12 protein-coding genes, 2 tRNA genes and 1 pseudogene are annotated in these 19,305 nt (G+C 72.9%); 11 read left to right on the top strand and 4 right to left on the bottom strand.

Annotated features, from left to right (window positions below; all coding sequences use genetic code 11):
- The 7 genes and pseudogenes from HF526_RS35795 to HF526_RS27875 form a co-directional block, all read left to right on the top strand.
- Window positions 1–91, top strand: a pseudogene (locus HF526_RS35795) (ribosome maturation factor RimM); the annotation flags it as partial.
- A gap of 430 nt (window positions 92–521) precedes the next feature.
- Window positions 522–2,456, top strand: a complete 1,935-nt coding sequence (locus HF526_RS27900) for an acetolactate synthase large subunit (RefSeq protein ID WP_169384559.1) — start codon at window positions 522–524, stop codon at window positions 2,454–2,456.
- On the top strand, window positions 2,456–2,962 hold the full coding sequence (gene ilvN, locus HF526_RS27895) for an acetolactate synthase small subunit (protein ID WP_169384558.1): 507 nt from the start codon (window positions 2,456–2,458) through the stop codon (window positions 2,960–2,962). Before HF526_RS27900 ends, ilvN begins: the two co-directional genes overlap by 1 nt.
- Before the next feature lie 47 nt (window positions 2,963–3,009).
- A complete protein-coding gene (ilvC, locus tag HF526_RS27890; RefSeq protein WP_169384557.1) occupies window positions 3,010–4,014 on the top strand; it encodes a ketol-acid reductoisomerase in 1,005 nt (334 codons plus the stop codon).
- 261 nt (window positions 4,015–4,275) lie between these two features.
- Entirely contained in the window at window positions 4,276–5,895 is a 1,620-nt protein-coding gene (gene serA / locus HF526_RS27885) for a phosphoglycerate dehydrogenase (RefSeq protein ID WP_169384556.1), read from the top strand.
- Window positions 5,896–6,181: 286 nt separating this feature from the next.
- A complete protein-coding gene (locus HF526_RS27880; RefSeq protein WP_169384555.1) occupies window positions 6,182–9,532 on the top strand; it encodes a S8 family serine peptidase in 3,351 nt (1,116 codons plus the stop codon).
- A 183-nt stretch (window positions 9,533–9,715) separates the two neighbouring features.
- A complete protein-coding gene (locus HF526_RS27875) occupies window positions 9,716–10,783 on the top strand; it encodes a 3-isopropylmalate dehydrogenase (RefSeq protein WP_169384554.1) in 1,068 nt (355 codons plus the stop codon).
- Between the two features lie 100 nt (window positions 10,784–10,883).
- On the opposite strand, the gene HF526_RS27870 is transcribed toward HF526_RS27875, so the two are convergent.
- The gene (locus HF526_RS27870; protein WP_169384553.1) at window positions 10,884–11,195 is read right to left on the bottom strand and encodes an EthD family reductase; all 312 of its coding nucleotides are present in this window, start codon (window positions 11,193–11,195) and stop codon (window positions 10,884–10,886) included.
- A 297-nt stretch (window positions 11,196–11,492) separates the two neighbouring features.
- On the opposite strand from HF526_RS27870, the gene cimA reads away from it, so the two are divergent.
- The gene (gene cimA / locus HF526_RS27865; protein WP_169384552.1) at window positions 11,493–13,157 is read left to right on the top strand and encodes a citramalate synthase; all 1,665 of its coding nucleotides are present in this window, start codon (window positions 11,493–11,495) and stop codon (window positions 13,155–13,157) included.
- Between the two features lie 21 nt (window positions 13,158–13,178).
- Here the strand turns inward: cimA and HF526_RS27860 are convergent, their stop codons facing one another.
- The gene (locus tag HF526_RS27860; RefSeq protein WP_169384551.1) at window positions 13,179–14,447 is read right to left on the bottom strand and encodes an FAD-dependent oxidoreductase; all 1,269 of its coding nucleotides are present in this window, start codon (window positions 14,445–14,447) and stop codon (window positions 13,179–13,181) included.
- Between the two features lie 76 nt (window positions 14,448–14,523).
- Here HF526_RS27860 and gltX point away from each other — a divergent pair, with 76 nt between their 5' ends.
- From gltX to HF526_RS27845, 3 genes are all read left to right on the top strand, one after another.
- Complete coding sequence (gltX, locus tag HF526_RS27855) at window positions 14,524–16,038, top strand: glutamate--tRNA ligase (protein ID WP_338051804.1); 1,515 nt, start codon at window positions 14,524–14,526, stop codon at window positions 16,036–16,038.
- A gap of 63 nt (window positions 16,039–16,101) precedes the next feature.
- A tRNA-Gln gene (locus HF526_RS27850) sits at window positions 16,102–16,173 on the top strand.
- Window positions 16,174–16,197: 24 nt separating this feature from the next.
- Window positions 16,198–16,270: transfer RNA gene (locus tag HF526_RS27845), tRNA-Glu, on the top strand.
- A 283-nt stretch (window positions 16,271–16,553) separates the two neighbouring features.
- On the opposite strand, the gene HF526_RS27840 is transcribed toward HF526_RS27845, so the two are convergent.
- Both HF526_RS27840 and HF526_RS27835 read right to left on the bottom strand, forming a co-directional pair.
- The gene (locus HF526_RS27840) at window positions 16,554–18,461 is read right to left on the bottom strand and encodes an Hsp70 family protein (protein WP_169384563.1); all 1,908 of its coding nucleotides are present in this window, start codon (window positions 18,459–18,461) and stop codon (window positions 16,554–16,556) included.
- A 110-nt stretch (window positions 18,462–18,571) separates the two neighbouring features.
- Window positions 18,572–19,273: an IclR family transcriptional regulator domain-containing protein gene (locus tag HF526_RS27835; RefSeq protein WP_169384549.1), complete on the bottom strand. Its 702-nt coding sequence runs from the start codon at window positions 19,271–19,273 to the stop codon at window positions 18,572–18,574.
- Window positions 19,274–19,305 lie beyond the last annotated feature (32 nt).

Raw genomic sequence — 19,305 nt, 5'->3', positions numbered from 1 at the left:
GCCGTTCGTGCTGGCCATCGTCCCCACCGTCGACCTGGACGGCGGCCGGATCGTGCTCACCCCGCCCGAGGGTCTGCTCGACGTCGACTGATCGGCCGCGTCGGCCGCCGTGCTCGTTGCCGCCGGCGTCAGCGGTGTCGTCGGCGGGCTGGTCGGGAACCGCGGTCACGGCGACCATCGTCGCATCGTGCGCGGGGGCGGGCGCGTGGTGTTCGTGCCTGCTACCCGGCGACCGCGGCGGCCCGGGCGCCAGGAGTGCGTGCGCCGACCGCGGCATCCCACGACGACGTGACGCTTCTCCCACGATCCGGGAGCGCTGTCTCACCGTGTTGACGGTCCGGCGGACGGGGGGCTAGCGTCGCGGCCATGTCCCTCGACCGAATTCTCGTACTTCGCAGGCGCGTCTGACGCCTGAGTCTGCTGAGTACTCGGCCGTCGACGCGCCACCCTCGCTCCGCCGTAGCCCGGCGGTCGGGGGTTTTTTCATGTCCGGACTCCACTCTCACGCGAGGCTGACCCAGATGACCACCGCAACGCCCCGTTCCGGCCCGGTCCCCGGACCTCCCGGACCGAAGCCGGCACCGCCGCCGGGCCGTACCGGGTCGCCGACCGCCACCGGCACCCCGGCCGGGCCGCGGATCGACCAGGAGCCGATGACGGGCGCACAGTCGCTCGTCCGCTCGCTCGAAGAGATCGGCTGCGAGGTCGTCTTCGGTATCCCCGGCGGGACGATCCTGCCTGCCTACGACCCGCTGCTGGACTCCACGCGCGTCCGGCACGTGCTGGTCCGCCACGAGCAGGGCGGCGGCCACGCGGCCACCGGGTACGCCCAGGCCACCGGCAAGGTCGGCGTCTGCATGGCGACCTCGGGCCCGGGCGCGACCAATCTGGTCACCCCGCTGGCGGACGCGCACATGGACTCGATCCCGGTCGTGGCCATCACCGGGCAGCAGACCCGGGGCCTGATCGGCACCGACGCGTTCCAGGAAGCCGACATCACCGGCATCACCATGCCGGTCACCAAGCACAACATGCTGGTCACGGACCCGGCGGAGATCCCGCGCGCGATCGCCGAGGCCTTCCACCTGGCGTCCACGGGCCGACCCGGCCCGGTCCTGGTGGACATCCCCAAGGACGTCCTGCAGGAGCAGACCACGTTCTCCTGGCCCCCGGAGCTGAAGCTGCCCGGCTACCGGCCGACGACCCGGCCGCACGGCAAGCAGATCCGCGAGGCCGCCAAGCTGATCCACTCGGCGAAGCGCCCGGTGCTCTACGTCGGCGGCGGCGTGCTCAAGGCGGAGGCGTCCGCGGAGCTCCTCGAGCTCGCCGAGCTGACCGGGATCCCGGTCGTCACCACGCTGATGGCGCGCGGCGCGTTCCCGGACAGCCACCAGCAGCACGTCGGCATGCCCGGCATGCACGGCACGGTGGCTGCGGTGGCCGCGATGCAGAAGGCCGACCTGCTGGTCGCGCTCGGCTCGCGGTTCGACGACCGGGTGACCGGGCAGCTCGAGAGCTTCGCCCCGCACGCCGCGGTGGTGCACGCCGACATCGATCCGGCGGAGATCTCGAAGAACCGCCGCGCGGACGTCCCGATCGTGGGCGACTGCAAGGAGGTCATCACCGAGCTGATCGACGCGGTGCGCGCCGAGCGGGCGGACCGGCCGGCCGCCGACCTCACCGCGTGGTGGGCCCAGCTCGACGAGTACCGCACGACCTTCCCGCTGGGTTACGACTGGCCCGACGACGGGGCGCTGTCCCCGCAGTACGTCATCGAGCGGATCGGCCGGATCGCCGGCCCGGACGCGGTGTACGTCGCGGGTGTCGGCCAGCACCAGATGTGGGCCGCGCAGTTCATCTCCTACGAGAAGCCGCGGTCGTGGCTGAACTCCGGCGGGCTCGGCACGATGGGCTTCGCGGTGCCGGCCGCGATGGGCGCGAAGATGGCCCGCCCGGGCGACGTGATCTGGGCCATCGACGGTGACGGTTGCTTCCAGATGACCAACCAGGAGCTCGCCACTTGCGCGATCGAGGGCATCCCGATCAAGGTCGCCGTGATCAACAACGGCAACCTGGGCATGGTCCGGCAGTGGCAGAACCTCTTCTACTCGGAGCGGTACTCCAACACCGACCTGGGCACGCACAAGCACCGCATCCCCGACTTCAAGCTGCTCGCCGAGGCGATGGGCTGCGTCGGGCTGCGCGCCGAGTCCAAGGACGACGTCGACCGGGTCATCAGACAGGCGATGGAGATCAACGACCAGCCCGTCGTGATCGACTTCGTGGTCGGTGCCGATGCCCAGGTGTGGCCGATGGTCGCCGCCGGCACCGGCAACGACGAGGTGATGGCGGCCCGCAACATCCGTCCGCTGTTCGACAGCGACGAGCTCGCGGCCGACGTCGACGAGATCGCCGCGGTCACCGCCGAGGCCCTCGGCTCCCAGGAGAAGGCGTGATGGAGAAGCACACCCTGTCGGTCCTCGTCGAGGACAAGCCCGGTGTCCTGGCCCGGGTGTCGGGCCTGTTCTCCCGGCGCGGATTCAACATCGAGTCGCTGGCCGTCGGGCCGACCGAGCACCCGGACGTGTCGCGGATGACGATCGTCGTCGCCGTCGACGAGTTCCCGCTCGAGCAGGTCACGAAGCAGCTCAACAAGCTCGTCAACGTCATCAAGATCGTCGAGCTGGAACCGATGGCCTCGGTGCAGCGCGAGCTGCTGCTGGTCAAGGTGCGGGCCGACGCCGGGGTGCGCAGCTCCGTGCTCGAGACCGTGCAGCTGTTCCGGGCCAAGGTCGTCGACGTGGCGCCCGAGGCGCTCACGATCGAGGCCACCGGCACCGCGGACAAGCTCGGCGCGCTGCTGCGGATGCTCGAGCCCTACGGCATCCGCGAGATGGTGCAGTCCGGGATGGTGGCGGTCGGCCGCGGCCCCCGCTCCATCACCGCGGCCACCGTCCGCTAGTAACTCTTCGCGTAAGACCTCACTTCCGAGAGGACGTACCACCCGTCATGAGCGTGAACATCTACTACGACGACGACGCCGATCTGTCGATCATCCAAGGCCGCAAGGTCGCGGTGATCGGCTACGGCAGTCAGGGCCACGCGCACGCGCTGAGCCTGCGCGACTCGGGCGTCGACGTGCGGATCGGCCTGCCCGAGGGCTCCAAGAGCCGGGCCAAGGCCGCCGAGGAGGGGCTGCGGGTGGTGACGCCGGCCGAGGCTGCCGCCGAGGCCGACCTGATCATGATCCTGGCGCCCGACACCAAGCAGCGCTTCATCTACGCCGAGGACATCGCGCCCAACCTGCGCAGCGGCGACGCGCTGTTCTTCGGGCACGGCTTCAACATCCGCTACGACCTGATCAAGCCGCCGTCGGACGTCGACGTCGCCATGGTCGCCCCGAAGGGCCCGGGCCACCTGGTCCGCCGCCAGTTCGTCGACGGCAAGGGCGTGCCGGCCCTGATCGCCGTCGAGCAGGACGCGTCGGGCAACGCCAAGGCGCTCGCGCTCTCCTACGCCGCGGGCATCGGAGCGGGCCGGGCCGGGGTCATCGAGACCACCTTCAAGGAGGAGACCGAGACCGACCTGTTCGGTGAGCAGGCCGTCCTCTGCGGTGGCGCGGCGGCGCTGGTCCAGACCGGGTTCGAGGTGCTCACCGAGGCGGGCTACGCCCCGGAGATCGCGTACTTCGAGTGCCTGCACGAGCTCAAGCTGATCGTCGACCTGATGTACGAGGGCGGCATCGCCAACGAGCGCTTCTCCATCTCCGACACCGCCGAGTACGGCGACCTGACCCGGGGCCCGCGCGTCATCACCCCCGCGGTCAAGGACGAGATGCGCAAGATCCTGGGCGAGATCCAGGACGGGCGTTTCGCGCAGGAATGGGTGGCCGAGGACGAGAACGGCCGGCCGAACTTCACCCGCCTGCAGAAGGAGGGTGTCGAGCACCCGATCGAGCAGGTCGGCGAGAAGCTGCGCGGCCTGATGAGCTGGGTGGGCAACAAGGCCACCTGATCGGCCGCGCCCCGGCGGGGCGCTCCGCTCGCGGTTCTCACGAACGGCACTTTCGTTCAAACCTATTGAACGAAAGTGCCGTTCGTGTGTTCCAAGGGTGTGCGCAGGACCGGGCGTTTCGCCGGTTTGCGATGCAACGGGGGCATCTCGCTGCTCACACCCCTGCAGCCCGGCCCGGCCGCGCAACTACGATGGCGGCCGTCCGGCACGAACCCGAGGCCTCCGACCCGGCCGACCCGATCCCGGGAGCACCGCAGCACCGTGAGCACCAGCGTCTCAGCCAACGACCAGACCCGCCCCGTCGTCCTGCTCGCCGAGAAGCTCGCGCCCTCCGCGGTGGCGCTGCTCGGTGATGATGTCGAGATCCGTCACGTCGACGGCACCGACCGCCCGGCGCTGCTCGCGGCGATCGCCGACGCCGACGCGCTGCTCGTCCGGTCCGCGACCAAGGTCGACGCCGAGGCCCTCGCCGCGTCCACCCGGCTGAAGGTCGTCGCCCGCGCGGGCGTCGGGCTCGACAACGTCGACGTCCCGGCCGCCACCGCGCGGGGTGTCATGGTCGTCAACGCCCCGACCTCCAACATCGTCTCCGCCGCCGAGCACGCCGTCGCGCTGCTGCTCGCCGTCGCCCGGCACATCCCGGCCGCCGACGCCAGCCTGCGCGGCGGGGCCTGGAAGCGCAGCGCCTACACCGGCGTCGAGCTCAACGGCAAGGTCGTCGGCGTCGTCGGCCTCGGCAAGATCGGCCAGTTGGTCGCGCAGCGGCTCGCGGCGTTCGGCACCGAGCTGATCGCCTACGACCCGTACGTGGCCCCGGCCCGCGCCGCCCAGCTGGGCATCGAGCTGGTCTCCCTGGAGGACCTGCTCCGCCGCGCCGACGCCATCTCGATCCACCTGCCGAAGACCCCGGAGACGCTGGGCCTGATCGGCAAGGACCAGCTCGCCATGACCAAGCCGGGCGTGCTGATCGTCAACGCCGCCCGCGGCGGCCTGATCGACGAGGACGCGCTGGCCGACGCCGTGCGCAGCGGCCACGTCGGCGGCGCCGGCATCGACGTCTACGTCACCGAGCCGACCACCTCCAGCCCGCTGTTCGAGCTGCCCAACGTCGTCGTCACCCCGCACCTGGGCGCCTCCACCGACGAGGCGCAGGACCGCGCCGGCACCGACGTGGCCCGCTCCGTGCAGCTCGCGCTGGCCGGAGAGTTCGTCCCGGACGCCGTCAACGTGCAGATCGACGGTGTGGTCGGCGAGGAGGTGCGGCCGTGGCTGCCGCTCGTCCAGAAGCTGGGCACCGTGCTGCACGCCGTCGCCGGCCGGGTCCCGACCTCGGTCACGGTCGACGTCGCCGGTGAGCTCGCCTCCGAGGACGTCTCGGTGCTCTCCCTCGCGGCCCTGCGCGGGGTGTTCACCCACGTCGTCGAGGACCAGGTCACCTTCGTGAACGTTCCGGCGCTGGCTGCCGAGCGCGGCGTGTCGGTGGAGCTGACCACCGCCCCGGAGAGCGAGAACCACCGCAGCGTGGTCCAGCTGCGCGGCGCGATGCCCGACGGCGAGTCGATCACCGTGTCCGGCACCCTGACCGGCCGGGCGCAGGTGGAGAAGCTCGTCGAGGTCAACGGCCGGCACTTCGACCTGCGCGCCGAGGGCGAGGTCGTGCTGCTCGAGTACGCGGACCGGCCGGGCGTGATGGGCCGCGTCGGTTCGCTGCTCGGCGAGGCCGCGATCAACATCGAGGCCGCGCAGATCAGCCAGACCACCGACGGCACCGACGCGATCATGCTGCTGCGGGTCGACCGCCCCGTGGACCCGGCGGTGCTGGAGCCGATCGGCGCCTCGGTCGGGGCCAGGACCACCCGATTGATCTCCTTCGACGACTGAGGCCCGGCCCGGTCGCGCGCGATCCGCGCGCGGCCGGCTACCGGCCGCCGTACCGGGGGGACCTGAGCCCGATCTACGCGGGCTCGGAGGCCTTCGAGCCGCTGCTGTCCGGCGAGGAGCTCCAGCTCCCGCCCGGCTGCTGCCCCGCCGGCGCCGCTCGTCGGACGGGTGATCTGCGCTCGCTCGATCGAGTAGGGCGGCGCGCAGGCCGCTGTCACCGCCCGCGCATCCCCTAGGTTCCCCCCAGCGAGGCCGGACGGGCCGGCTCGGCGAGGGGGATGACCGGGTGGCGCGACCGCGCTGGTGCAGGGTGGTCGCGACGGTCGGACTGGTGGCGGCCCTGCTGCTCTCGACAGCGGGCACGACGCCGACCAGTGCGCAGGCGGCTCCGGCCGCACCGGCGCCGGCCCCGGTGGCCGAGGCCGCGCCGCGGCTCGATCCCACGCTGCGCACCGCCAGCGGCCCGGCGACGGTCTTCGTCGAGTTCGACCGGCCTGCCGCGATCGACGAGTACAGCGCGCTGCTCGCGCGCGGCCCGGCGATCGCCCGGCGCGCCGCCGCCGACGCCCGCGCGCAGATCGCCCGGATGACCGACGACCTGCTGTCGCAGCTGCACGGCGCCGAGGGGGAACGGGAGCTGTTCCGCACCAGCAACGCCGTCGCCGGGGTGGCCGTGCGGGTGGACGCCGCCACCGCCCGGGAGCTGGCCGCACGCAGCGACGTGCGCTCGGTCCGCAGGCTCTCCCTGGTCCGGCCGGACAACTCCAGCGGCGATCAGCTCGGCCGCGCGCTGCAGGCCTGGCAGCAGACCGGGCGGTTCGGCGACGGCGTCCGGATCGGCATCATCGACACCGGCATCGACTACACCCACGCCGACTTCGGCGGCCCCGGAACGAAACAGGCCTACGACGCGATCGACCACACGAAGGTCGACCCGAAGTACTTCCCGACCCCGAAGGTCGTCGGTGGTGTCGACCTGGCCGGCGACGACTACGACGCGGACAGCCCCGACCCGGCACGGACCGTCCCGCACCCGGACCCCGACCCGATGGACTGCGAGGGCCACGGCACGCACGTCGCCGGGACCGCCGCGGGTTACGGCGTGAACACCGACGGCAGCACCTTCCGCGGCGACTACGGCTCGCTCACCCCGGGCAAGCTCGACGCGATGCGGATCGGGCCGGGGGTGGCGCCCGAGGCGTCGCTCTACGCGATCAAGGTGTTCGGCTGCGAGGGCTCGACCGCACTGACCGTGCTCGGCCTGGACCGCGCGCTCGACCCCGACGGCGACGGCGACTTCTCCGACCGGCTCGACATCGTCAACCTGTCGCTGGGCACCAGCTTCGGGGCGGTCGACGACCCGATCAACGACTTCGTGGCCAAGCTGACCGAGCACGGCGTGCTGGTGGTCGCGGCCGCGGGCAACGCCGGCGACGTCTACGACGCCGGCGGCTATCCGGGCAACAGCCCGGACGCGCTCGCGGTCGCGAACATCCGCGATGCCGGCGTGCTGCACGACGGCGTCGAGGTGCTCGCTCCGGGTGGCCTCGGCGTCCAGCCGGGGCAGTACAGCATCGACTACCGGCGCTACGCCGATCTGAACCTGTCCGCGGGGGTCGTCGCGCTGTCACCGGACAACGCCGACGGCTGCAAGGACTACTCCGCGGCGGACGCGGCCCGGGTCCGCGGGGCGATCGTCTGGCTGTCCTGGGCCGACGACGACGCCGCCCGGGCATGCGGGTCGGCGCCCCGGGCGGTTCACGCGCACGCAGCCGGGGCGGCCGGGGTCCTGCTCAGCTCCGGGAAGGCCGACTTCGGCTCGGTGGCGATCGCGGGCAACGCCGACATCCCGATGTTCCGGCTGACCGGCCCGGCCTCCGACGCGCTGCGGCCCGCGCTGGCGGCCGGCACGCTGCGGGTCCGGATGGCCGGGACGCTGGCCGATTCGGTGCCCACCCAGGTCCCGCAGATCGAGGACACCCCGAGCACCAGCACCTCGCGCGGGGTGCACGAACCGACCGTCAAGCCGGACGTGGCCGCGCCCGGGGAGTCCATCGTCTCGGCGGCGGTGGGCACCGGCGACGGCCGCAAGGTGCTGTCGGGCACCTCGATGGCCAGCCCCTTCGTGGCAGGGGTCGCCGCGCTCGTCCACCAGACACACCCGGACTGGACCCCGGAGCAGCTCAAGGCGGCGATCATGAACACCGCCGACGGCGACGTCCACGCGGGGGAGAACCACAGCGGTCCGCTGATGTCGCCGATGCGGGTGGGCGCCGGCCGGGTGGACGCCCGGGCCGCTGTGGGCACGTCGCTGCTCGCGATGGCCGCCGACCAGCCCGGGGCGGTGAGCGTGACGTTCGGGACGGTGGAGGTGCCGCCGGGCGCCGGGCTGATCCGCACCGAGCGCGTCCGGGTCAGCAACACCGGCCTGCTGCCGGCGGTACTCGATGCCCGCTACGAACCGGTCACCGAGATGCCCGGCGTACGCATCGAGGTGTCGCCGGCGCGGGTCGTCGTCCCGCCGGCCGGCAGTGCGCTGGTCGACGTGCGGCTGCGCGTCGACGACCCGGCCGCGCTGCGCCGCACCCCTGACCCGACGCTGGCGATGAAGCAGGACGGCGAGGCCCGGCAGTACCTGAGCGACGCGTCGGGCCGGATCGTGTTCACCCCGGCCGATCTGCCCCCGGGTGCGGCGGCGAGCACGCTGCGGGTGCCGGTGTCGGCGGCCCCCAAACCGGTCTCGATGCTGACGGCGCAGCTGACCGGCAACCGGCTGGTGCTCGGCGGGACCGGCGTCGACCAGGGCGCCGGGACGCAGGCCTACCGCTCCCGCGTCGGGGTGTTCGAGCTCGCCGCGACCAGCCCCGAGCTGCCGTTGTGCACGCAGAACGCGACCCAGGACTGCGTCGCCAACGCGACCGGCCGCGGCGGCGACCTGCGCTACATCGGGGTGACCTCGACCGCGCCCGCCGCCCGCGCCGCCGGCACCCCGGACCAGGCCGTGCTGGGCTTCGCGATCGCCACCTGGGCCGACCTCGACAACGTCGGCAGCACGACCCAGCCGATCGTGGACATCGACGTCGACGGCGACGGCAGGCCCGATTTCGCCACCGCGCTGACCAAACTGCCGGGCACCGACGTCCTGGTGGCCCGCACGGTGAACCTGCACGAGCCGATGCCCGACGGGTCCGGCTTCGCGCAGGTCGACGTCGAGCCGGTCAACGGGTACTTCGGCGACACCGACACGAACGTCTTCGACACCGACGCCTGGGTGCTGCCGGTCCGGCTGTCCGCGCTGGGGATCGACCCGTCGGCGGCGTCGGCGCCGCTGTCGTTCACCGTCGCGGTGCGCGGCGACTACGGGCCGCCCGAGGCGCCCGGCGGGCTGGTGGACGAGATGGGTGCCCCCGCCCGCTTCGATCCGCTGAACCCCGGCCTGGTGGTCGGGCCACCGGACGGCGCCGGCGCGGCGGCGCTGACCCGGCCGGCTGCCGGCGGCACCGCGCTCGTCCTGAACGACACCGGCCGCCCGCTGCTGGTGGTGCTGGGCCAGAACGCGTCCGGTAACCGGGTCGCCGTGGTCGGCGGATCCGGCGGCACCCCCGGCGCCCCCGCCGCACCTGCTTCCGGGAGCTGAGCGCAGAATCGACCCGCTCGGGGGTGTGTCGCGCTCCTGCGGAGGCCGTTGCGGGGCCGCCACGGGCGCAGCGGCACGAGTTTCACCATCCCGGGTGACCTCGAAGGAGTGGACGGCGACAATCGGGCGGCGCCGCAGCGGGTAGCGTTCGGCGACGACTTTGGGAGAGAGGAACTGAACGAAATGCGCCTTGCGGTCATTCCCGGCGACGGCATCGGGCCGGAGGTCATCGACGAGGCGCTGAAGGTCCTCAACGAGGTATCTCCCGGCGTCCAGACCACGACCTACGACCTGGGCGCCGCGCGCTGGCACTCCACCGGCGAGCTGCTGCCCGAGTCGGTGCTCAGCGAGCTGAAGGAGCACGACGCGATCCTGCTCGGGGCGGTCGGTGACCCGTCGGTGCCCAGCGGGATCCTCGAGCGCGGCCTGCTGCTGCGGCTGCGCTTCGAGCTCGACCACCACGTGAACCTGCGCCCGGCCCGGCTCTACCCGGGTGTGCGGGGTCCGCTGGCGGGCAACCCCGAGATCGACATGGTCGTGGTCCGGGAGGGCACCGAGGGCCCCTACGTCGGCACCGGCGGCCTGCTGCGCAAGGACACCCCGCACGAGATCGCCACCGAGGTCAGCACCAACACCGCGTTCGGCGTGGAGCGGGTCGTCCGGGACGCGTTCGCCCGCGCGGAGCGCCGCCCGCGCAAGCACCTCACGCTGGTGCACAAGACCAACGTGCTGACCTTCGCCGGCGCGCTGTGGTCGCGGATCGTCGAGGAGGTCTCGCTCGAGCACCCCGACGTCTCGGTGGCCTACCAGCACGTCGACGCGGCGACCATCCACATGGTCACCGACCCCGGTCGCTACGACGTGATCGTCACCGACAACCTGTTCGGCGACATCCTCACCGACCTCGCGGCCGCGGTGACCGGCGGCATCGGGCTCGCCGCCAGCGGCAACCTCGACGCCAGCGGGTGCAACCCGAGCATGTTCGAGCCGGTGCACGGCAGCGCCCCGGACATCGCCGGGCAGGGCATCGCCGACCCGACCGCCGCGGTGCTCTCGGTCGCGCTGCTGCTCGACCACCTGGGCAACGCCGACGCGGCTCGCCGGATCGAGGCCGCGGTGGCCTTCGACCTGGCCACTCGCGACCACAGCGCCACCGGGCACACCCAGTCCATCGGCGACCGGCTGGCCGCACTGGTGAGCCGCCAGGGCACGCCCTCCCCGTCGGCGGCCGCCTCGTCCGACCCGCGCTGACCGCTCCCTCGTAACCCCCCCAAAAAATGTCACGAACGGCACTTTCGTTCACTAGGTTTGAACGAAAGTGCCGTTCGTGACAAACGGGGCCGGGGCTGGGCTAGACGACGACCTCGGCCTCGCCGGTGATGATCGTCACGCCGGCCTGGGCGAAGTTGGCGAGGTCGTTCTGCGCGGCCTGGCCCTCGGGGCCGCCGAAACCGGCGGCGAATTCCTCGGCCGAGTCGAAGGTGAGCACCGCGATCAGGTGGTACGGCGGTGGGCTGCCGTCCGGGCCGGGCGCGCCCCAGCTCATCGTGTAGCTCTTCACACCGGGGATCTTGGCGGCCAGCGGCGCGTGCACCTCGCGGTAGTGCTTGTCGAACGCGGCGGCGTCGGCGGGCGGGTTGTAGAGCACGGTGACCTGGTACAAGGCGCGGCCCCTTCAGTCGGGCGGTCGGCGGACCACGGTGTCCGCCGACTCGGCGCTCATCTTGGTTCGCGCGGCCGCTCGGCGACAGCCCCCAGGCACCTTCCTCTCATGATGTGGGAGCCGTGTGTGACATCGCGGGACGGCGCGTGCGAAACTCCCGCTGTGCGCCTCGCCAGCATGATCATTATTGACGGGCGCGTCGGCTAACAGCTCCACGGCCGGCGCGCAGACCTCTCGCACCCGCGGGGGGTCTTTTTTGTTGCCCTGACACATCCGTAACGCAGGAGTTGACCCCCGATGTCCCGCACCGCGCCCCGGACCGAGCCGGCAGGCACCCCGCTCGGCGACGCGTTCCACGTCTACGACACGACACTGCGTGACGGCGCCCAGCGCGAGGGCATCAGCTACTCGGTCGCCGACAAGCTCGCGGTCGCCCGGCACCTGGATGCGCTGGGCGTCGGCTACATCGAGGGCGGCTGGCCGGGCGCGCTGCCCAAGGACACCGAGTTCTTCGCCCGCGCCGCGGCGGGCGAGCTGCAACTGCGGCATGCCGCCCTGGTGGCGTTCGGCTCGACCCGGCGGGCCGGGCTGACCGCGGACCGCGACCCGCAGGTCCGCGCGCTGCTCGACTCCCAGGCGCCGGTTGTGACGCTGGTGGCCAAGTCCGACCGCCGGCACATCGAGCGGGCGCTGCGCACCGACGTGGCCGAGAACTGCGCGATGGTGTCCGACACCGTGTCGTTCCTGCGCGGCGAGGGCCGACGGGTGTTCCTCGACGCCGAGCACTTCTTCGACGGCTACCGCTTCGATCCGGACACCGCCCTGCGGGTGCTGGAGGCGGCGGTGACGGCGGGCGCGGACGTCGCGGTGCTGTGCGACACCAACGGCGGGATGCTGCCCCTGGGCATCGCCGAGGTCGTGGCCGAGGTGGCCGGGCGCACCGGTTTCCGGCTCGGCATCCACTGCCAGGACGACACCGGCTGCGCGGTGGGCAACTCGGTCGCCGCCGTCCAGGCCGGGGCGACGCACGTGCAGTGCACCGCCAACGGCTACGGGGAGCGGGCCGGCAACGCCGACCTGTTCGCCGTCGTCGGGAACCTCGTGACCAAGCTCGACATGCCGCTCCTCCCGGAGGGCGCGTTCGCCGAGCTGACCCGGATCTCGCACGCGTTGGCGGAGATCGCCAACATCGCCCCCGACACCCACCAGGCCTATGTCGGGGCCTCGGCGTTCGCCCACAAGGCGGGGCTGCACGCGAGTGCGATCAAGGTCGACCCCGAGCTGTACAACCACATGGACCCCGCGGTCGTCGGCAACGGGCAGCGGGTGCTGGTCACCGAGATGGCCGGCCGGGCCAGCGTCGAGCTCAAGGGTGCCGAGCTCGGCCTGGACCTGGCCGGCCGGCCCGAGGTCGTCTCCGAGGTCGTGCAGACGGTCAAGGAGCGGGAGGCGCAGGGCTGGTCGTTCGAGGCCGCCGACGCGTCCCTGGAGCTGATCATGCGCTCCGCCCTGGGCGACGGATCACAGGCCGCGCCGCCGTTCACCCTCGAGTCCTACCGGGTGATCATCGAGCACCGGGCCGACGGCGTCGTGGTCGCCGAGGCGACCGTGAAGGTGCTCGTCGACGGCGTCCGGATGATCGCGACGCAGGAGGGCAACGGCCCGGTCAACGCGCTCGACGCGGCGCTGCGGGCCGCGCTGACACCGTCGCGTCCGTGGCTGGAGAAGGTGGAGCTCTCCGACTTCAAGGTCCGCATCCTCACCCCCGGCGGCGCCGCGGAGCACCCGGAGGGCCATGGCACCGATGCGGTCACCCGGGTGCTGGTCGAGTCCACCGACCACGGCGGGGCGTGGACGACGGTCGGCGTGCACGGCAACGTCGTCGAGGCGTCCTGGCTGGCCCTGGTCGACGCCCTGGCCTACGCGGCGCTGCGGCGCACCGGCCCGCACGCCGCAGCCTGATCACGCCGGCGACGAGGCTGCTCAGCGCGCAGCGGGGGAGCTCGCCGGGCGGCGCGCCCACTGCGGCGCGTGCTCGGGCAGCGGGCCGATCGCGACCAGCCGGGCCGGGATGCCCTGCAGGACGGGGAACCGCTGCAGCAGCCGGATCGGCAGCGGCAGCCCGGTGCGGGGCGGGACCGCCGTCGGATCGGCGGCCAGCGCCCGGCCCAGCACCGCCCGGTGCAGCCCGCGCTGCCCGGCCTGGATCAGCGCGGTCGGCCACCAGCGGCGCAGCTGCACCCGGCGGAGGTCGGCGCGACGCACCCGTCCGGTGCGGCGCAGCGGCGCGGCCAGCAGCCGGGCGGTGGCCACCGCGTCGGCGACGGCGAGGTTGATCCCGACCCCGCCGACCGGGGACATCGCGTGGGCCGCGTCACCGATGAGCAGCAGCCCGTCGTCGTACCAGTGGCGCAGCCGCTCCAGCTTCACGTTGAGCAGCTTGACGTCGTCCCAGCTCGCGAGCCGGTCGACCCGGTCGGCCATCCACGGCAGCAGCGCGGCGAACCGGCGGCGCAGTTCCTCGATGCCCGCCGCACGCAGCGCCGCGTCGGAGCCCTTGCGGATCAGGTACCCGCACTGCCAGTAGTCGCCGCGATCGATCATGATCGCGAAGTGCCCGGTGGAGAACCGGCCCACCGCGCCGGCGGGGTCGTCGGCGCGCCGCGGCAGCCGGAACCACCAGACGTCCATCGGTACCCCGAACGCGCGCGGGGTCAGCCCGGCGGCCTCGCGCACCGCGGAGTCGCGCCCGTCGCAGCCGACGGTCAGCCCGGCGGTGAGCTCGTGCTCGGTGCCCGCGCCCCGGTCGCGGTACCGGACGCCGGTCACCCGGCCGCCCACGCGCCGCAGGCCGACCACCTCGGCGTTGCGCCGCAGGGTGAACGTCGGCTCCTCTGCGGCGACGTCGGCCAGCAGGTCGAGGAAGTCCCACTGCGGGACGAGCGCGATGTACCGGTAGGCACCGGGCAGCCGGCTCAGGTCGTTGAGCTGGGCGGTGCCGCCGTCGAGCTGCGCCGTCATGCGCTCCATCCGACGCTGCGGCAGTTGCGCGAAGCGCTCTGCGAGGCCCAGCTCGTCGAGCAGGGTCAGGGTGGACGCGTGGACCGTGTCGCCGCGGAAGTCGCGCAGGAAGTCGGCGTGCTTCTCCAGCACGGTCACCTGGATCCCGGCGCGGGCCAGGAGCAGGCCGAGCACCATCCCGGCCGGGCCGCCCCCGACCACGCAGACCGTCGTGCGCTCGTTGTTCATCATGCGTTGAAAAGATACTCCCGGAAATGACAGGGGGCCAGGTCTGCGGCCCGGACGGGCGACGGGGACCATGTACCACGTGTCGTCTTCTGCTGCGTCCCTGAGCTCCTCGCCCCGGGTTCGGGTGCGGTTCTGCCCCTCGCCGACGGGCACGCCGCACGTCGGCCTCGTCCGCACCGCGCTGTTCAACTGGGCCTACGCCCGGCACCACGGCGGCGACTTCGTCTTCCGCATCGAGGACACCGACGCCAACCGCGACTCCGTCGAGTCCTACGAGGCGATCCTCGACGCGCTGCGCTGGCTCGGGCTCGACTGGGACGAGGGCCCCGAGGTCGGCGGCCCGCACGGGCCGTACCGGCAGAGCGAGCGCGGGGACATCTACGCCGACGTGCTGCGCCGCCTGATCGACGCGGGGGAGGTGTACGAGTCCTACTCCACCGCCGAGGAGATCGAGGCCCGGCACCGCGCCGCCGGCCGCGACCCCAAGCTCGGCTACGACAACGCCGATCGCGACCTCACCGAGGAGCAGAAGGCGGCCTTCCGGGCCGAGGGCCGGGCGCCGGTGTACCGGCTGCGGATGCCCGATCGCGACGTCACCTTCACCGACCTCATCCGCGGCGACGTCACTTTCCGCGCCGGCACCGTCCCCGACTTCGTGCTCGCGCGCGGCGACGGCACCCCGCTCTACCCGTTCACCAACCCGGTCGACGACGCCCTGCAGGAGATCACCCACGTCCTGCGCGGCGAGGACCTGCTCTCCTCGACCCCGCGGCAGATCGCCCTCTACGAGGCGCTCCAGCGCATCGGCATCGGCCACGGCGCCCCCGTCTACGCCCACCTGCCGCTGGTCACCGGCGAGGGCGCCCGCAAGCTGTCCAAGCGCGACCCGCAGTCGAACCTGTTCCTCTACCGGGAGCGCGGTTTCGTGCCTGAGGGATTGCTCAACTATCTGGCCCTGCTGGGCTGGTCGATCGCCGAGGACCGCGACGTGTTCTCGCTCGACGAAATGGTCGCCGCGTTCGACGTGTCCCGGGTGTCCGGAAACGCCGCCCGGTTCGATCTCAAGAAGGCCGAGGCCATCAATTCCGCGCACCTGCGGGCGCTGCCGGTCGAGGACTTCGCGCGCCGGGTCGAGCCGTACCTCGAGGCCGAGGGTGTGATCGACGGCACCCCGACCGAGGAGCAGCGCGCGTTGATCTCCGCGGCGGCCCCGCTGGTCCAGGAACGCAGCGTCGTCCTCTCCGACGCCGCCCGGATGCTCCGCTTCCTCTTCGTGTCCGAGAAGAGCTTCGCGCCGGACCCCGAGGCCGCGGAGAAGAATCTCGGCCCCGACGCCGCACCGATCCTGGAAGCGGCTCTGACCAGCCTGAACGCGCTCACCGAGTGGTCCGCGCCGGAGATCGAGGCCGCTCTGAAGGCCTCGCTCATCGACGGTCTGGGGCTCAAGCCGCGCAAGGCCTTCGCCCCGGTGCGGGTCGCGGTGAGCGGGCGGACGGTGTCTCCGCCGCTCTACGAGTCCATCGAACTGCTGGGCAGGGACCGGTCGCTGCGCAGAGTGGGGGCCGGTTTGGAGCGCGCCAGAGGGGTCCGCTAAAGTATCTCTCGCAGGGCACGGACAGCGGATCCACCAGCTGGGACCCGGATGAACGTGAACCCTTGGGGTATGGTGTAATTGGCAGCACGACTGATTCTGGTTCAGTTAGTCTAGGTTCGAGTCCTGGTACCCCAGCGGAAACGTGAAAGCGTTTCCCGCGGCCCCGTCGTCTAGCGGCCTAGGACGCCGCCCTCTCAAGGCGGTAGCGCGGGTTCAAATCCCGTCGGGGCTACACCCGAAAGGGCCCCTCTTCGGAAATCCGAAGAGGGGCCCTTTCGCATGTGCGGGGTGCGTCGCCGGCCGTGGTGTGGCAGGCATCATGGCTGCTGATCCGGAGGACTCGGCGCCGGGCCGACCGTCGGCGCGAGGGTCGCGACCCCGGCCCGATGTGATCGTCATCATGATCCATGGTGGAGAGCTGATGATCGCGGCGGCCAGTGCCCTCGCTCCGGGCCGTCGCTCACGATTCGTGGCACGATTCACAGGCGTGCCGGGCGGCACGCGGGATCCGCCCGTCAGGCCGCCGGGAGGGGACCCGTCTTCGGCCCGTTGTGGGACCGGTGACCCGCCGCAAGGGGCTTCGTCGGCGGGGCGCCGGTCGGGGGCGGGAGAAGTGTCGTCGGTGGCGTGGTCGTCGGCGGGGCCGTCGGCTTCGTGGTCGGCGCGGCCGCCTGGGTGGTCGCCGGTGCCGGCTCGGGCGGCTTCGCGGCCGTCGTCGGCGCCGGTGCCGGTTCGCTCGCCCGCGGCACGTGCGTGGCCCGCGGCTCGGTGACGCCCTCCCGTGCTGCGCCTCCGGTCGACGGGACGGCCTCCGGGGCCGTCGGCGTCGGGACCGGCGCGGCCGGCTGGATCTGGGTGGTCGCGCTGGTCGCCGGTTCCTGCGGCCAGAGCAGGACCGCCGCGATGACGCCGACCGCTGCGACCGCGCCACCGACGCCCACCATCCACACGGGCATCTTGCGGTGCGGGCGCTCGTAGGGCTCGTCGTCGTAGTAGGGCTCGTCGTCGAAGCCCGGATCGTCCTCCCGGGCGAACCGCATCGGCGGGGCGTCGTGCCGGTCGGTGACGTAGCGGGTGGGCGCCGGGTCGTGTCCCGCGCCCGCGTCACCGTCCCGCGCCATGACGGCGGGCAGTTGATCGGTGGTGGGGGAGTCAGGGCCCCGGTAGGGAGCCACGCGGGTGTCGGGACCCATGGCAGCCGCGGCCAGGAAGCCCGCGCCCGCGCCGGCGGCGGCCGCGCCGAGGCCGCTCTTCGGCGGGGGCGGTGGTGGCGCGACCGCGGCGGCCGTAGGCCGGAATCCGTCGGGGCCCGACGGCCCGGACGGGCGGCCGCCGGCAGCCGGGGCGGCCGTCTGCTGCGGTGCGAGCGCCAGCACGGCGCCCTTGGCGATGGCGTTCTTCGGGTCGGCGTCCACCGCGACCGGCCGGCCCAACTGCTCGGAGACCAGCTGCGCCACCAGCGGGATCCGCGAGGACCCACCCACCAGCAGCACCGCCGAGAGCCCCTCCGGGGTCAACCCGGCCGAGGCCACCGCCCGGCGCAACGCCGCCACCGTCTCCTCGACCTGCGGGCGGATCATCTGCTCGAACTCGCTGCGATGCAACCGCACCGCCCCCCGCGACCCGGGCAACAACACCGGCACCGACACCTCGGTGTCCGCGCTCAACGCCTCCTTGGCCTCGGTGCACTCCCGCCGCACCCGGGCCACCCCGGCCAGCACCGCCGCATCCGCCTCGTCCAGCCCCTCGAACGCCTCCGGCAACCCGTCCCGGACGTGGTCGAACACCACCTCGTCGAAATCCACCCCACCCAGGCGCTCCAGCCCCTCCGGCCGGCCCAGCAACCCGAAGCCCGCGTCCTTGCGCACCACCGCGGCGTCGAAGGTGCCCCCACCCAGGTCATAGACCGCGATCGTCGAGCCCGGCTCGACCCGCTCGGCCGCCGCGTAGTGCAACGCCGCGGCCTGCGGCTCGGCCAGAAACGTCACCGCCAGCCCCTGCCCGGCCAGCGCAGCGGCCAGCAACTCCTTCTTGTGCGCCCCCCACGACGCCGGATGGGTCACCGCGATCCGCGCCGCCGGGCCCCCCTCGCGCTCGGCCACCCGATCGACCACCCAGCGCACCAACCGCGCCGAGAGCTCCTCCGGCGCCCACGCCCGCCCGGCCACCACCACCGGCGTCGGATCCCCGATCCGGCGCTTGAACTCCCGCACCACGCGATCCGGATCGGTCAGCGCCCGCCGCTCCGCGGCCTCCCCGACCACCACCGCACCATCCGGCGCCACGAACAACACCGAGGGCACATCGGTGGACCGGTCGCCCAGGTTCACGATCTCGGTCTCACCGGGACGGCCGCCCGACAGCTGGCTGATCGCCGCCGCGGTGCGCGTGGTCCCGACATCGATGCCGAGCAGGTAGCTCATCGTCACCCGTCTTCGTGAGCGTGCTTGGTATGGCGACTCTGCGTGTTCATCGAGCCGACAGCAGGTCACGTTAGCGTTGCGGTGATGCTCCGTTCGGGCCGGGCCGGGGATCAGAGCCGATGCTGCAGGGCCTCCGCGGCGGCGAGCAGGTCGGCGGCCCAGCGGGCGCCCGGTCGGCGGCCGATCCGCTCCACCGGTCCGGACACCGAGACGGCCGCGACGACCTGGCCGGCGCTGTCGCGTACGGGTGCGGACACGCTGGCCACGCCGGACTCGCGCTCGGCGACGCTCTGCGCCCAGCCGCGGCGGCGCACGTCGAGCAGGACCCGCTCGGTGAACGTCGCCTCGGCGAGCACGGCGCGCTGGGTGGCCGGGTCGGACCATGCGGCGAGCACCTTCGCCCCGGAGCCTGCGGTCATCGGCAGCCGGGTCCCGATCGGCACGGTGTCGCGCAGGCCACTGGCCGGTTCGGCCGTTGCGATGCAGATGCGGTGGGTGCCGTCGCGACGGTAGAGCTGCACGCTCTCGCCGGTGATGTCGCGCAGCCGGGGGAGCACCACGCCGGCGGCCTCGAGCAGCGGGTCGCCGCTGCGGTTGGCCAGTTCGGCGAGCGTGGGGCCGGGGCGCCACCGTCCGTCGGCGCCGCGATGCAGCAGGCCGTGCACCTCCAGGCCGACGGCGAGGCGGTGGGCGGTGGCTCGCGGGAGGCCGGTGCGCTGGCAGAGTTCGGACAGCCCGCACGGCTCGGCAGCTACCGCTCGCAGCACCCCCACGGCCTTGTCGAGCACGCCGATGCCGCTAGACTGTCTCACGCCTCGATACTAGCTTCCCAGAATCTGGGAGG

Source organism: Pseudonocardia acidicola (genome assembly GCF_012911935.1).
Classification (GTDB): domain Bacteria; phylum Actinomycetota; class Actinomycetes; order Mycobacteriales; family Pseudonocardiaceae; genus Pseudonocardia; species Pseudonocardia acidicola.
Note: the sequence above shows the minus strand (reverse complement) of the source record. Positions and strands in the feature narration are given on the sequence as shown.

Coding starts and splice junctions, on each gene's coding strand:
- HF526_RS27840 (WP_169384563.1), bottom strand. CDS start 18,461: ATGAGCTACCTGCTCGGCATCGATGTCGGGACCACGCGCACCGCGGCG.
- HF526_RS27875 (WP_169384554.1), top strand. CDS start 9,716: ATGCGCCTTGCGGTCATTCCCGGCGACGGCATCGGGCCGGAGGTCATC.
- HF526_RS27860 (WP_169384551.1), bottom strand. CDS start 14,447: ATGATGAACAACGAGCGCACGACGGTCTGCGTGGTCGGGGGCGGCCCG.
- ilvN (WP_169384558.1), top strand. CDS start 2,456: ATGGAGAAGCACACCCTGTCGGTCCTCGTCGAGGACAAGCCCGGTGTC.
- HF526_RS27900 (WP_169384559.1), top strand. CDS start 522: ATGACCACCGCAACGCCCCGTTCCGGCCCGGTCCCCGGACCTCCCGGA.
- ilvC (WP_169384557.1), top strand. CDS start 3,010: ATGAGCGTGAACATCTACTACGACGACGACGCCGATCTGTCGATCATC.
- cimA (WP_169384552.1), top strand. CDS start 11,493: ATGTCCCGCACCGCGCCCCGGACCGAGCCGGCAGGCACCCCGCTCGGC.